Annotated in this window: 16 protein-coding genes; 10 read left to right on the top strand and 6 right to left on the bottom strand. The window is 70.6% G+C overall.

What is annotated here, in order from left to right; all coding sequences use genetic code 11:
* The first annotated feature begins 331 nt into the window (after nucleotides 1-331).
* The 3 genes from ABZY11_RS10165 (at nucleotide 332) to ABZY11_RS10155 (ending at nucleotide 2,387) form a co-directional block, all read left to right on the top strand.
* A complete protein-coding gene (locus ABZY11_RS10165) occupies nucleotides 332-1,195 on the top strand; it encodes a helix-turn-helix transcriptional regulator (protein ID WP_356478699.1) in 864 nt (287 codons plus the stop codon).
* Between the two features lie 15 nt (nucleotides 1,196-1,210).
* Nucleotides 1,211-1,420, top strand: coding sequence for a DUF397 domain-containing protein (locus ABZY11_RS10160; RefSeq protein ID WP_356478698.1), 210 nt, complete (start codon nucleotides 1,211-1,213; stop codon nucleotides 1,418-1,420).
* Between the two features lie 295 nt (nucleotides 1,421-1,715).
* Nucleotides 1,716-2,387: a DNA alkylation repair protein gene (locus ABZY11_RS10155; protein ID WP_356478697.1), complete on the top strand. Its 672-nt coding sequence runs from the start codon at nucleotides 1,716-1,718 to the stop codon at nucleotides 2,385-2,387.
* A 41-nt stretch (nucleotides 2,388-2,428) separates the two neighbouring features.
* Here the strand turns inward: ABZY11_RS10155 and ABZY11_RS10150 are convergent, their stop codons facing one another.
* Nucleotides 2,429-2,707: a hypothetical protein gene (locus tag ABZY11_RS10150; protein ID WP_356478696.1), complete on the bottom strand. Its 279-nt coding sequence runs from the start codon at nucleotides 2,705-2,707 to the stop codon at nucleotides 2,429-2,431.
* 440 nt (nucleotides 2,708-3,147) lie between these two features.
* Nucleotides 3,148-3,288 carry a DUF6126 family protein gene (locus tag ABZY11_RS10145; RefSeq protein ID WP_256260242.1) on the bottom strand — a complete coding sequence of 47 codons (141 nt, stop codon included), beginning with the start codon at nucleotides 3,286-3,288 and terminating at the stop codon, nucleotides 3,148-3,150.
* A 173-nt stretch (nucleotides 3,289-3,461) separates the two neighbouring features.
* On the opposite strand from ABZY11_RS10145, the gene ABZY11_RS10140 reads away from it, so the two are divergent.
* From ABZY11_RS10140 to ABZY11_RS10130, 3 genes are all read left to right on the top strand, one after another.
* Nucleotides 3,462-4,550 carry an LLM class flavin-dependent oxidoreductase gene (locus ABZY11_RS10140; RefSeq protein WP_356478695.1) on the top strand — a complete coding sequence of 363 codons (1,089 nt, stop codon included), beginning with the start codon at nucleotides 3,462-3,464 and terminating at the stop codon, nucleotides 4,548-4,550.
* Between the two features lie 5 nt (nucleotides 4,551-4,555).
* Complete coding sequence (locus tag ABZY11_RS10135; RefSeq protein WP_356478694.1) at nucleotides 4,556-5,209, top strand: FMN reductase; 654 nt, start codon at nucleotides 4,556-4,558, stop codon at nucleotides 5,207-5,209.
* 162 nt (nucleotides 5,210-5,371) lie between these two features.
* On the top strand, nucleotides 5,372-5,797 hold the full coding sequence (locus tag ABZY11_RS10130) for a universal stress protein (RefSeq protein ID WP_356478747.1): 426 nt from the start codon (nucleotides 5,372-5,374) through the stop codon (nucleotides 5,795-5,797).
* Between the two features lie 45 nt (nucleotides 5,798-5,842).
* On the opposite strand, the gene ABZY11_RS10125 is transcribed toward ABZY11_RS10130, so the two are convergent.
* Together ABZY11_RS10125 and ABZY11_RS10120 are read right to left on the bottom strand one after the other, a co-directional pair.
* Complete coding sequence (locus ABZY11_RS10125; RefSeq protein WP_356478693.1) at nucleotides 5,843-6,976, bottom strand: MerR family transcriptional regulator; 1,134 nt, start codon at nucleotides 6,974-6,976, stop codon at nucleotides 5,843-5,845.
* 120 nt (nucleotides 6,977-7,096) lie between these two features.
* The gene (locus ABZY11_RS10120) at nucleotides 7,097-7,507 is read right to left on the bottom strand and encodes a hypothetical protein (RefSeq protein ID WP_356478692.1); all 411 of its coding nucleotides are present in this window, start codon (nucleotides 7,505-7,507) and stop codon (nucleotides 7,097-7,099) included.
* A gap of 119 nt (nucleotides 7,508-7,626) precedes the next feature.
* Here ABZY11_RS10120 and ABZY11_RS10115 point away from each other — a divergent pair, with 119 nt between their 5' ends.
* The 4 genes from ABZY11_RS10115 (at nucleotide 7,627) to ABZY11_RS10100 (ending at nucleotide 11,899) form a co-directional block, all read left to right on the top strand.
* Nucleotides 7,627-8,523, top strand: a complete 897-nt coding sequence (locus tag ABZY11_RS10115) for a hypothetical protein (protein ID WP_356478691.1) — start codon at nucleotides 7,627-7,629, stop codon at nucleotides 8,521-8,523.
* Between the two features lie 135 nt (nucleotides 8,524-8,658).
* Entirely contained in the window at nucleotides 8,659-9,609 is a 951-nt protein-coding gene (locus ABZY11_RS10110; RefSeq protein ID WP_356478690.1) for an NADP-dependent oxidoreductase, read from the top strand.
* Between the two features lie 57 nt (nucleotides 9,610-9,666).
* Complete coding sequence (locus tag ABZY11_RS10105; protein ID WP_356478689.1) at nucleotides 9,667-9,918, top strand: DUF2630 family protein; 252 nt, start codon at nucleotides 9,667-9,669, stop codon at nucleotides 9,916-9,918.
* A gap of 22 nt (nucleotides 9,919-9,940) precedes the next feature.
* Nucleotides 9,941-11,899 carry an FUSC family protein gene (locus ABZY11_RS10100; protein WP_356478688.1) on the top strand — a complete coding sequence of 653 codons (1,959 nt, stop codon included), beginning with the start codon at nucleotides 9,941-9,943 and terminating at the stop codon, nucleotides 11,897-11,899.
* 57 nt (nucleotides 11,900-11,956) lie between these two features.
* Here the strand turns inward: ABZY11_RS10100 and ABZY11_RS10095 are convergent, their stop codons facing one another.
* Together ABZY11_RS10095 and ABZY11_RS10090 are read right to left on the bottom strand one after the other, a co-directional pair.
* Complete coding sequence (locus ABZY11_RS10095; RefSeq protein WP_356478687.1) at nucleotides 11,957-12,358, bottom strand: RNA-binding S4 domain-containing protein; 402 nt, start codon at nucleotides 12,356-12,358, stop codon at nucleotides 11,957-11,959.
* A gap of 29 nt (nucleotides 12,359-12,387) precedes the next feature.
* Nucleotides 12,388-13,739 (bottom strand): hypothetical protein (locus tag ABZY11_RS10090; protein WP_356478686.1); only part of this gene is annotated, 1,352 nt, incomplete at its 5' end.

Genomic DNA, 13,739 nt, shown 5'->3' with positions numbered 1-13,739 from the left:
CCGCGCCCTGCCTGGGAGTCGGCTTAAGAGACACCGGAGTGGTTCGAGCAAACGGCCGATAAGGTTCAACACGTTGACGCTCCTTGGTAAGCGTTGGCCATGCCCCCGGACCGGTGCCACGGTCGCGGGGGTCCTTGCTGAGACAGCAAGCCGCCGCAGCACCCGACTGTGATCGAAACTCCACAAAGGGTGACTACGCGTTCAGCATGCTCTTACTCACACAGGGAATGCAAGGATTGCGTACTACCGCCATGCGTTCGAGGTGATTTGAGGCGTCACGCGGTGACCATCCACACTCGCGGGTACCACCCAGGCAGCGAAGGGACGCAGCGTGCCGGAGAAGCGACAACGACCGCCCACCGTGAGGCTCCGCCGTCTGGCCGCCGAGCTACGCCGACTCCGAGCCGCAGCAGACCTGACACGCGAAGACGTGGCCAGGACGACGGGCATCAACGAGGCGACCCTCTACCGCGTCGAGAAGGCACGCGCCCGGCCGCAGAAGCGGACTCTGATCGCTCTTCTGGATCTCTACGCGGCGAACGAGGCGCAGCGTGCCGATCTCCTGGCGGTCCAGAACGGTTCCAACGACCAGGGCTGGCTACGTCCGTACCACTCGGAGTTGCCCGAGGAGTACACCGCCTACATCGGCTTCGAGAGCGAAGCCCGCACCATCCGCAACTACGAGTCCCTCTTCATCCCAGGACTTGCCCAGACGGAGTCCTACGCCCGTGCGGTGGTCAGAGGCGTGTTGCCGACCGCCAGCAGGAAGGAGGTGGAGCAGCGCGTCCAAGCTCGCGTGGAGCGGCAGGCATTGCTCACCAAGAAAGACCCGCTTCAGCTCTGGGCCATCGTGGACGAAGCCGCGGTGCGACGCCTCGTGGGCGGACGCGAAGTGATGCGAACACAGGCCAGGCACCTGCTTCAGCTGACGGAAGAGCCCAACGTCACCATCCAGGTGATCCCGTTCGAGAAAGGCGCTCACGCGGGCATGACGGGCAACTTCGTCCACATGGATTTCCCGGATCCCGCAGACCCGGAACTGGTCTACGTGGACACACCCGCCGGAGATCTCTTCCTGGAGTCCGAAGCGGAAATGCGACGCTACAAGTCGATGTTCGAACACCTTCAGGCGGTGGCCCTCGGGCCGAACGACAGTGCTGGTCTGCTGGCTAGAGTGGCAGAAGCAAGAGACTGAGAGCAGGTGTTGAGAGTGAAGCACGACCCCACACAGCTCACGTGGCGAAAGAGCAGCTACAGCAGCGGCAACGGACAGTGTCTTGAGGTGTGCGACGGTGTCCGGAACGTCACGCCCGTACGGGACAGCAAGAACGATCACGGACCCTTTCTCGTCTTCCGCGCCGGCAGCTGGTCAGCGTTCCTGACCGCAGTGAAGGCAGACACCTTCTCCCCCGGCGCCTGACGACCAGCGCCTGGGCAGTCGTAGCCCGACTGATTGGCCCTGTCATCTGGCGCCCGCGCCAGGGAAGGCATGTGGCCACCACGCGGCATTCGGCCGTGCACCTTGAGCTGCGCGATTCGTGGTCTGATCGAGGGCTGCCACGCTGACTGTCCAACACCGTGATCCGGCGACCGGACAGCGATTTTTTTCACAGCCGGTGCGCCGATGGCGAGGTCCTCGGGGCGTCCCGTCCCGGTCTCGTTGGCCTACCCCCGTCGTACGCTGAAGTCCCGCACGCGAGGGACAGGGGGCCGAGATGGCCGGGACGACGGTGGCGGCGGTGATGGCCGAGCTGGCCGAGCTCGACGACCCGAAGGCACGCGCCGTGAACGAGAAGCACGGTGACGATCACGGTGTGAACCTCGGCAAACTGCGCGCACTCGCGAAGCGGCTGAAGACGCAGCAGGAACTCGCGGGCGAGCTCTGGGAGACGGGTGACACCGCTGCGCGGCTGCTGGCGGTCCTGATCTGCCGCCCGAAGGCGTTCGGGCGTGCCGAGCTGGACGCCATGGTGCGCGAGGCGCGCGCGCCCAAGGTGCACGGCTGGCTCGTGAACTACGTGGTGAAGAAGAGCCCGCACTGCGAAGAACTGCGCCTGGCCTGGTCCACCGATCCGGATCCGGTGGTCGCGAGTGCGGGCTGGGAGCTGACCGCCGAACGCGTGGCGAAGAAGCCCGAGGGGCTCGACCTCGCGGGACTGCTCGACGCCATCGAGGCGGAGATGAAGGACGCCCCGGATCGCCTGCGGTGGGCGATGAACCACTGCCTGGCTCAGATCGGCATCGAGCACGCCGAGTACCGCGCCCGTGCGATCGAGATCGGTGAGCGCCTGGAGGTGCTCAAGGACTACCCGACTCCCCCGGGCTGCACGTCTCCGTTCGCGCCCGTCTGGATCGCCGAGATGGTCCGCCGCAAGCACGACAATTAGCGATCCGGCGCACCGGGAACAGAGGCTGCGGCACCGCGAGATCACGTGGCATACGGGTTGCTGATGGTGTGATGTCGACGCGCGGTGGCCAGCACCCGCTCCGGAAACCGCGGCCCGGCGACGTAGTGGCGGCCCTTCGTCCGGCCCACGGCCGTCAGCAGCTGCGCCTTGGTGAGTGCCTGCAGATCCCGCGTGGCCTGCTGCGTATTGATCGCTTCGGCCTTCTCGTAGCGGCTGCGCCGCACCCGGCCCATCATTGCCACCTCGTGCAGTGCGGTGACCTGCCGCTCCGTGACTCCGTGTGTACCTGTCTCCTCCATCAGCCCGCGCAGGCCCTCGTGGTCCAGCAGCCCGCCGAGGAACGGCGCGAAGCCGCGTCCTCGGACAGCCCATCGCGTCCACCAGCGGTTCCACCGCGCCGAGCTCCTCGGCGAGCCGGTGCAGCTCGGCCGCCGGAAGGCGCAGTCTCCGCTGCACCGCCGTGCCCAGCAGCTCCTTCGCGCCGTCGCCTTCGCTCTCGGCCAGCAGGCGCAGGAACACCGGGACGGCCGGTTCGCCGAGGGCCCCGAGCAGCCAGGTGAGGTGGCGCCGCTCGTCCTGCGCCGCCCGGCCGTAGCGGGCGCCGATCACGGCTGGCAGGCCGGCCGGGGCATCCTCGGCCAGGGCGAACAGGGCGATCCAGATGTCGTCCGCCGTGAGCGCCGCGTCCAGGCGCGCGCTTGTGGTGCCGTCCATGTCCCCCGCCCCGACCCCGCTCACTTCACTTCTTGGCGTGCTCGCCGACGTAGAACAGGATCCAGATGAAGCCCGCGAAGAGATGCGTGGCGAATACGTAGACGAAGACGCGCAGGGCCACGCCGCGCTCCTTCCAGCGCTCGCTCTCACCGCCGCTCCCGCTCACGGTCCCGCCTCCGTCAGGGCGCGGTCCGTGTCTGGTCCGCGCGTCCCGTCCAGGGTACGCACCGGTCCGGCACTCCCTCGGGGAGCGCGGAATAGGTCAGGGGGGCGCCCCGTTGTAGGGTGTGTTCACATAGTTCAACGTTCAACAACCCTAGCTTTCTGGAGGCGGGCGCCATGCAGTTCGGGATCTTCACCGTCGGGGACGTCACCACCGACCCGACGACCGGCAGGACGCCGAGCGAGAACGAGCGGATCAAGGCCACGCTCGCCATCGCGCAGAAGGCGGAGGAGGTCGGCCTGGACGTCTTCGCGACCGGCGAGCACCACAACCCGCCGTTCGTCCCGTCCTCGCCGACGACCACGCTCGGCTACATCGCCGCCCGCACCGAGAACCTGATCCTGTCCACGTCCACAACGCTGATCACCACCAACGACCCGGTGAAGATCGCCGAGGACTACGCCACGCTCCAGCACCTCGCGGACGGCCGCGTCGACCTGATGATGGGCCGGGGCAACACCGGTCCGGTCTACCCCTGGTTCGGCAAGGACATCCGTGAGGGCATCCCGCTCGCCATCGAGAACTACGCCCTGCTGCACAAGCTGTGGCGCGAGGACGTCGTGGACTGGGAGGGCAAGTTCCGTACGCCGCTGCAGTCCTTCACCGCGACCCCGCGCCCGCTGGACGGCGTCCCGCCGTTCGTCTGGCACGGCTCGATCCGCTCGCCGGAGATCGCCGAGCAGGCCGCGTACTACGGCGACGGCTTCTTCCACAACAACATCTTCTGGCCCATCGAGCACACCAAGAAGATGGTGAACCTGTACCGGCAGCGGTACGCGCACTACGGCCACGGCACCGCGGAGCAGGCCATCGTCGGCCTCGGCGGCCAGGTGTTCATGCGGAAGAACTCGCAGGACGCGGTACGGGAGTTCCGGCCGTACTTCGACAACGCGCCGGTCTACGGGCACGGGCCCTCGATGGAGGACTTCACCCGGCAGACCCCGCTGACCGTCGGCTCCCCGCAGGAGGTCATCGAGCGGACCCTGTCCTTCCGGGACGCCGTCGGTGACTACCAGCGCCAGCTGTTCCTGATGGACCACGCCGGACTGCCGCTGAAGACGGTCCTGGAGCAGCTCGACATCCTCGGCGAGGAGGTCGTCCCGGTGCTGCGCAAGGAGTTCGCCGCCCTGCGTCCGGCCGGGGTCCCGGACTCCGCCCCCGTCCACCCGGCCGTCGCCGCCCGCACCGCCACGAAGGAGGTCTGACCACCGTGTTCGCCACCGAACCGCTGAGGATCGTCGCCGTATCGGCCGGGCTGAGCAGCCCGTCCTCGACCCGGCTGCTGGCCGAGCGGCTGGCCGGTGCCGCCCGCGAGCGCCTGCTGGCCGAGCAGGACCGCACGGTCGAGGTGCACGTGATCGAACTGCGTGACCTGGCCGTCGACATCGCCAACCACCTGGTCACCGGGTTCCCGCCGGCCGCCCTGGACGGGGCGATCAAGGAGGTGGCGGAGGCGGACGGGCTGATCGCCGTCTCGCCCGTGTTCACCGCTTCGTACAGCGGACTGTTCAAGTCGTTCTTCGACCTGATCGACAACACGGCGCTGACCGGCAAGCCCGTCGTCATCGCGGCGACCGGCGGCACCGCCCGCCACTCGCTGGTCCTGGAACACGCCATGCGTCCGCTCTTCGCCTATCTCCGGGCCACCGTCGTACCGACCTCCGTGTACGCGGCGTCGGAGGACTGGGGCTCGTCCGGCGACGAGTACACCGACGGCCTGCCGTCCCGCATCCGGCGGGCGGGCGGCGAACTCGCGGCCATGATCACGGGCGGCCGGGCGGCCTCCGGGGCGCCGAGGACGCTCGGGCTGGACGACGAGGTGGTGCCGTTCGAGCAGCAGCTCGCCGACCTCCGCCTGGACTGAGGACCCGCCGCCCGAAGCCCCGCCCGGTTTGATTAGAGTTGGGGCGAAAGATGCGCCGTGCGGGATTTCCTCTACGCCGTGCGGGATTTCCTGTACGCCGTGCGGGGTCTCCTGCACGTACGGCGCATCCGCGCACTGAGCCGAACCGAGCTGGAGGCAGTGATGGGCAGGATCGTGGTGGGCGTGGACGGCTCCGAGTCGTCGGTCAAGGCACTGCACTGGGCCGTACGCCAGGCGGAGCTGACCGGTGACACGGTGGAGGCCGTCAACAGCTGGGAGTACCCCGCGACGAGCTGGGCGTCGATGATGCCCGGCATGCCGGAGGACTTCGACCCGCAGGCCCTGGCGACCGTGGCCCTCAACGAGACGCTGGAGGAGGCCCTGGGCGCCGAGGGTGCGGCGGCGGTCAGCAAGATCGTGGTGATCGGCAACCCGGCCCAGTCCCTGCTGGACCGTGCCAAGGGCGCGAACCTGCTCGTCGTGGGGGCGCGCGGCTACAGCGGGCTCAAGGCGACCCTGCTCGGCTCGGTCAGCCTCCATGTCACCCAGCACGCGCCGTGCCCGGTGACGGTCGTACGCGACCAGTGACGGACGGGGCGGGCCCGCACGAACGCGTGCGGGCCCGCCCTCGCGTCACAGGGACACGACGTCCGCGACCACGCAGGACACGTTGTCCGGGCAGCCCGCCGCACCGGCCAGGGCGAGCAGGTCCCGTACGGCCGTGCCGGGACCGTCCGCCGCTGCCAGCGCACGGGCCAGTTCCTCGCCGCCGACGACCGTGGTCAGACCGTCCGAGCAGAGCAGATAGCGGTCGCCGGGGCGGGCCTCCTGGAGGCGCACATCGGGTTTCGACACTTCCGCGCCGTCACCGTCGCCGGCCCCGCCCCCGTCCCCGCCCACCAGGGCTCTGAGCAGCAGCGCGCGCTGCGGGTGCGAGGACGCCTCGTCCTCGGTCAGCGAGCCGTCGTCGATCATCGACTGGACGACGCTGTGGTCGTGGGTGATCCGGAACAGTTCGCCGCGGCGCAGCAGATACGCCCGCGAGTCCCCGATGTGCACCAGCCCCAGCCGCGCGCCGTTCCACACCATCGCGGTCAGGGTCGTCCCCGACGCGTCCGGCGCACCGCCCCCGGCGACCGCGTCCCGTACCGCACGCGCGGCCTGTTCCGCCGCGTCCTCCAACGCGTTCAGGAGCCCCGCCGCACCCGCCGCGCCCCGCGACACCTCCCGCGCCACCGGCTTCAGCGCATCGATCGCCGCCGCGCTCGCCCCGGCGCCGCCCGCCCCGAACCCGTCGGCGACGGCCAGCAGCCGGGCTCCCGCGAACGCCGCGTCCTGGTTGTGTTCCCGAACCGCACCGGCGTCGGACCCCGCCGCGTACCGGATGCCGAGCGTCCCCACCGGCGCCACCGCCTCCTGCGCCGACAGATGGTCGACCAGGAAGGCCGCCAGGTCCCGCCGGGCCGCCGTCTCGGCCTCCACCTGCGCCCAGTACCCCCTGATCGACGCGGCGGCCGCACCGGCGTCCTCAAGGGCGGCCACCTCCTTGATCCGGTTCAGCGGCATGCCGATCCGGCGCAGCCAGGCCACCAGTCTGGCCGTCTCCACCTGCTCCTCGGCGTAGTACCGGTAGCCGTTCACCGGATCGACCAGGGCGGGCGGGAGCAGCCCCAGCTCGTCGTAGCGGCGCAGCACCTTGGCGGACAGCCGGCACAGCCGGGCGAACGCACCGATCGTCACCAGCGGGCCGCTCTCCTCGCGCTCCACCCCGTACCTCCTCCTGGCCCCGTGCCCCTGCCCCGTACCTTCTCGCGCCGAAGGGGAAGCTCCGGCATCGACGATGCTGGGGCTTCCCCCACGGGGAAGGTCAAGGATGCGCCGGGGAGCTCACGTCTTCTCGTGCGTGTAGAAGATGTAGAACGTGACGATGAACATGCCCAGTCCGACCGACAGTCCCAGCGCCGAGGACCGCAGCACGCTCGAATCGGTCAGCCCGACCAGCAGGCCGATCGCCGCCGCGGTCAGCGCGCCGTAGGCCGTGGCCCGCACCAGGGGCAGCATGGTGTGCTGGATCCGGCCCAGCGCGAAGCACAGGACGGCGAGCACCACCGCGGTGATCAGGCCGTACCAGAACTGCCGGCCGCCGCTCGCGCCGTGGTTGCGGAGGATGAACGAGGCGTAGAGGCCGTACGCCGCGCCCAGCGTGACGGGGATCGCCCAGGAGAGCGCGCTGTGCCCGCGTGCGTGTGCCCTCGGCCCGGACCGTCCGCGAGCCGGCATTGCTGCGTGTGTGGACATGGCGGAGTTCTCCTTCCATGGCTCCTTTTCCTTCCAGGGCACACCCGGCCGCACCGCCCGGCAACTCGGATGGCGTACGGCCCGGGGCGCGCCGCGCGTCCGCGGGATTCCCTGGGGATGTGCGGACCTATCTCTCGGCGGCTCTCTCGGCGGTACTGCTGGTGCTGCTCGCCGTCCTCGTCCCGGTCGGCGCGCTGTCCGCCTGGGTCGATCTGGAGATCGAGAACACGGACCGTTACGTCGACGCGGTGGCCCCGCTCGCCTCCGACCCCGATGTGCAGAGCACCGTCACCGACCTCATCACCGACGGGGCGATGAAGCAGATCGACGCCGGTCCGCTCCAGGACACCGTGCGGGACTTCCTGCGCCAGGCGGTGCTGTCCTTCACCACCACCGACGCTTTCCAGGACGCGTGGAACGCCGCCAACCGCACCGCCCACGAGGCCGTCACCGCCGCCCTGAACGGCGACACCGGCGAGGCCGTGACCATCGATCTGGCACCCGTGACCGAGCGGGTCAAACAGAATCTGGAGGAGAACGGGGTGCCGTTCGCCGACCGGATTCCGGTCCAGCACACCGACATCACGCTCATCTCCGCCGACCGCGCCGACCAGTTGCGCCAGACCTTCCGTCTGCTGCAGACCGGCAGCGTCTGGCCGGCCGTGGGCACGCTCGTGGTCGCCGTCCTCGGCGTGGTCGTGGCCTGGTTGCGCGGCGGCGGCCCGGGGCACCGGCGCTCCACGCCCGCCGCGCTGTCCGCCGTCGCCGTGGCCGGGCTCGGCTTCGCGCTCGGGGCGCTGCTGCTGCGCGCGGTGGTCGCGTTCGCCCGGAACCGGGTGCTGTCCGAGGTGCCGGACGGCGAGACGGCGGGGGCGGCGGCGGTGTACGACGCGCTGACGGGCTCGCTGCGCACTACGGCGTGGATCGTGTTCGCCGCGGGGCTGGTAATGGCGGTGTGCGCGGTGCTCGTACGGCTGCGGGCGACCCGGGGACGGCCCGGTCCGGGTACCGGATGACCCGGCGCACGGGCTCCGCGGGGCCTTTCGCACCCGCCGTACGGGGCCCTTCTCGCTCGACGTGCGGCGGCGGGCTGGCCGGGGAAGAGTGGTTCTCATGACTGCCGGATCGGGGGCGACTGAGAGGTCTTCCGCATGCGAGCCATAGCCGTCGGCGCATTCCGGGCCGACCCCGCGCTGGTGGAGATACCCAAGCCCGAACCGGAAGCCGGAGAGGTACGGGTGAGGATCGAGTACGCCGCGCTCAACCCGTCCGACTGGCAGGTCGCGCAGGGCTCCCCGGACGACGGACCGGCCCCGCGTGTGTTCCCGCTGGTCATCGGGGTGGACTTCGCGGGCCGGGTCGACATGATCGGCAGCGGCGAGAACCGTTTCCGGGTCGGCGACCAGGTCTTCGGCCGGGTCGCCCGGCCGAACGCGGCCGACAGCGGTACGTACTGCGACTACGTGTCCGTACCGCAGGACTCCGCCATCGCCGTCGTCCCGCCCGGCCTCCCGCTCCGGGCCGCGGCCGCGCTTCCCTCCGCCGGGATGACGGCCGCCCAGATCCTGGAGATCGCGGTGTTCCGCGGCCACGAGAGCCTGCTGGTCATCGGTGCGGCGGGCGGCGTCGGCAGCTATCTCACCCAGCTCGCCTCGGCCCGCGACGTACGCGTGATCGCCGCCGTGCGCGGCGACGAGCACCGGCGGATGACGGAACTGGGTGCCGCCGTCACGATCGACATCACCGACCGCCCCCTCGAAGCGGCGGTACGGGAGAGCTGCCCGGACGGCGTCGACGCACTCGTCGACCTGGTCTCCACCACCCCGGACTCCTTCGCCGACCGTGCCGCGCTGGTGCGCGGCGGCGGCATCGCCCTCACCACCCGGGGCGTCGCCGCCGGGGCCGCCCTGCCCCCGGGCGTGACCGGCATCGACTTCCGGCTCGAACCCACCCCGGTGCTGCTCGACGTGCTGGCCGCGGGCGCCGCCGAAGGCGTGCTGCGGGTGCCCGTCGACATCGAACTCCCGCTGGAGAAAGCCCCGCAGGCCCTCGACCGGAACCGGACGGGCGGCGCACGCGGCAAGACCGTCATCGTGCTCTGAGCCCCTGCCCGCCCTCCGCTGCCCCTCCCGGGCCGCCTGACAACTTACGGAGACGTCATGGACGACCGGGAACGCGACATCATCGACGACATCGGCGGACTCATCTCCGAGGAACGGAGCCTGCGCGACCGCTCCACCCGCGAGATGGGCCTCAGCGAGGACGAGAAATCACGGCTGCGTACCGTTGAGGTACGGCTCGATCAGTGCTGGGATCTGTTGCGCCGGCGCCGGGCGCTGAGCGAGTTCGGCAAGGATCCGTCCACGGCGAAGGTCCGGCCCGCCGAAGAGGTCGAGGGCTACCGGAGCTGAACGCACGACCCAGGGGGACGCGTTGACCGACACGGAGGCCGCACCCGGAAGGCGGCGCGCGACACCACCCCCCTGGCTGCTGAGCGGACTGCGTCCGCAGCCGTCCACGCCCATCGCCCGGGCGGCGGTCGTCCGCGCCTCCATATCCCTGGCCGCACCGCTCGCCGTCGGCTTCGCGCTGGACCGGCCGGCGTACGGCGCGCTCGTCTCCATGGGCGCGCTCTCCGGGGTCATCGGCGACACCGCCGACGCGTACCGGATGCGCATACTCAACATCGCCGTACCGCAGCTCTTCGGCGCGCTCGGCATCATGCTCGGCACGCTCGTGTACGGAACCGGCTGGGGGGCCGTCGCCGCGCTGACCCTGGTCGGCCTGGTCTCCGGGATGATGTCGACGATCGGCGCCGTCGCCTCCGTGTCCGGGCTGCTGCTCCTGCTCGACGCGGTGGTCGGCGCCGGGCTCCCGATGCCGCAGCCCTGGTGGGTGGCGCCGCTGCTGCTCACGGTCGGCGGCCTGTTCGTGCTCACCCTGACCCTGCTGGCCTGGCCGTTCCGGCGGAAGCTCCCGGAGCGGGTGGCGGTCGCGGGCACCTATCTCTCGGTCGCCGACCTGCTCGCCGCCGCGGGCACCGACGCGTACGAGGAGCAGCGCCAGGCCGTCACCCAGTCCCTCAACACGTCCTACGACCTGGTCCTGGCCCGCCGGGCGCGCTACCACGGCCGCAGCAACGCGATGGTACGGCTGCTCGCCCAGCTCAACGTCGTCATCCCGCTCGTCGAGGCGGCCCCCGCCGTCCATGTGCGCAGGTGCCCGCTCCCGGACGAGATCCCGGCCGCGGTACGCGAACTGGCCGCCGCCGTCGAGGAGAGCCGCACCGGGCACCCCGAACTCACCCTGCCCGCACCGGACTCACCCGCCACCCGGGCGGTGGACAGCGCCCTGCGGCACGCGGCGGTCGTGGTGCACAAGGCCGACCCCGACCCGTACAACGTCGACGACCGGCTCGGCCGCCCCGCCGTGCTCGGGGTACGGATCCGGCGGGCCACCCGCGACGTACTGCTCTCCGGGGCCTCGTGGCGGTACGGGCTGCGCCTGGCCCTCTGCATCGGTCTGGCCCAGGCACTGACCTCGCTGGTCCCGGTGCCGCGCTCCTACTGGGTCGCGCTGACCGTCACATTCGTCCTCAAGCCGGACTTCGGCTCGGTGTTCTCGCGGGCCGTGCTGCGCTCGGTGGGCACGGCGGCCGGTCTCGTGATCGCCGCACCGGTGCTCGCCGCGGTGCCGATCGGCTGGTGGGACGTGCCGGTGATGGTGGTGCTCGCCGCATTGATCCCGGCGCTCACCGCGAAGGGCTACGCCTTCCAGACCGCGGCCATCACCCCGGTCATCCTGCTCCTGTCCGACCTGCTGAACCACCAGGGCTTCCAACTGGTCTGGCCGCGCTTCCTGGACAGCCTGATCGGCTGCGCCATCGTGCTGGTGGCGGGCTATCTGCTGTGGCCGGAGAGCTGGCACGTACGGATCGGCCACCGGCTCGCGGACGCGGTGGCGGACGTCGCCGACTATGTGGCGTACGCGTTCGAGCCGGGCCGCTCCGGCGACCGGGCGGAACGAGTGCGGGCCCGGCGCCGGATCTACCGTGACCTGTCGGTCGTACGTTCCGAATTCCAGCGCGCCCTGACGGAGCCGCCCCCGGTCGGTACCCGGGCCGCGGCGTGGTGGCCGCTGGTCGTCGCGGTCGAACGCATCGTGGACGCGACGACGGCGGCCCGGGTCCGGGTCAACCACGGAGCACCGGAGCCGCCGCCGGCCGAGGTCGCGGAGGTCCAGCGGCAGCTGCGGGAGCTGGCCGACGGTATACGGGCGAGCGAGGTGCTGGTGGAGGTGCGCACCGAGCTTCCGGGCGACGAGGAGGGCGTACTGGCTCCGCTGCGCCAGGAGGTGGCGGCGGCACGGGCGATCGCGTCGCCCCAGCCGTAGCGGGGGCAGCCGTGGTGCGGGGCGGTCAGCCCGTGGGGCCGTCACCCCGTGGGATCGTCAGCCCGTGGGGTTGGGCCCCCGCAGCCGCTCCATCTCGCGCCGGTCCCGCTTCGTCGGCCGACCCGCGCCCCGGTCCCGTACCGGAACCTGGATCGCCGCCTCACGCGGCGGCGGGGGCGGGCTGTTGTCGACGAAGCACTCCGCCGCCACCGGAGGGCCGACCCGCTTCTTGACGATCTTCGACACGACCACGATCCGGTCGCGGCCGGCGTGCCGGAGCCGTACCTCGTCGCCGACGCGCAACGCCTGGGCGGGCTTGGCGCGCTCGCCGGCGACCTTCACATGACCCGCGCGGCAGGCGGCAGCGGCCTGCGAACGGGTCTTCGTCAGCCGGACCGACCAGATCCAGACGTCGACCCGAACGCTGCCCTCCGCCTGCGGCGCCTCACCGGAAACCATGTATCCGACTGTAGGGCCTGCCCGGCGGATCAGCCGAAGTCGCTGATCACTTCGGACATGTTGTAGCTGTACACCTCGCGCTTGCACGCCCCGCACTTGCTCGGCGCGTGCTCGCTCAGCGACCACAGCTGCGGCGCGAAACCGTCACCGCGCCCGTGCGCGAGGTAGAGGTCCTCGGGCCCGAACGACGACTCCAGCGTCTTCGTGTTGCCGACGAGCTGGGACGTTCCGTCGACCGTGCCGGGCGTGGCCTGGAGCAGCCGGCCGTTGTCGTAGCCGTTGCTGCGGTGGAAGTACCACTTGCCCTCGTACCGCGTGACGCCCTGGATCTTGTGCCACAGGGCCTCGCCGTTGAAGGTGGCACCGGTCGGCAGGCCGTAGGCCAGGTCGGCGTCGGCCGCCGTACCGCTCGCGCCCTCGACCGCGGCGGTCAGCGCGGTCATCGGATACGTGCCGACGCGGCCGGGGCTCGTGCCGCCGTTGTTGGTGTTGCAGTACTCACCGAGAACCATGTGGTCGGTGTCGGTGCGGTCCAGCGAGATGTACGAGGCCTTCGGGCGGCCGGTGGCGTAGCACTGGTTCCCGCTGGTGGTCCCGCCGTTCTTCGCCGCGGTGAACTTCAGCGTGGCGACCTGCGGCATGACATAGCGATAGCCGTAGCCGTACCAGACGTTGTTCTGCCGGCCGATCCGCCTCTTGTCCACGACATTGCTGACCAGACCGTCCGGCGTCGGGTCGTCGACATCGGCGTTGTTGTCCGGGTTGAGGTCCATGATCTTGCGCAGGTCGAAGACCCGCATGCCGTTGGCGGTGTCGGCGACGTACAGGTAGTTGCCGTACCAGACCATTCCACCGGCGTGGATGCCGTTCTGCGCGGCGCAGGAGGATGTCACCTCGGTGAGACACTTGCCCTCGCGCGCGTGCAGCGCGTCGAAGGAGATGTGGTCCTTGGAGTTCATGTACGGCCAGACCAGCAGCACATGGCGGTACATCTTGGTGGCCTGGTTGAAGAAGCTGACCCGGATGCCTTTTTCGTTGCAGGCGTCCGACGCCGGGCTCAGGCGGCAGTTGTCCTTGCCCGAGGCGTAGTCGCTGCGGCCCGGGTTCTCCGCGTCGTAACCGGCCACGGCGATCGGCTCGGCATTGGACGTGCCCCAGTCCTCGTCCTCCTGCGCGTCCGAGACACCGGTGATGGCCTGCGGCACCCACTCCGAGGAGATGGCGTCGTCGCTCTTCCAGCAGACGCGGTGGTTGACCGCCAGATCGGAGCCGTAGATACCGGCCGTTCCGCAGGCGCCCTCCCACTCGGCGGGCCGATTGGCCTGCTCCATCAGCTCGGTGAGGCCCTGCTTGGGCAGCGCGTCGTCCAGCTTGGTGACGA

The organism is Streptomyces sp. NPDC006510 (assembly GCF_040611955.1).
Taxonomy (GTDB): Bacteria; Actinomycetota; Actinomycetes; order Streptomycetales; family Streptomycetaceae; genus Streptomyces.
This window is presented reverse-complemented; position numbering and strand designations above follow the sequence as displayed.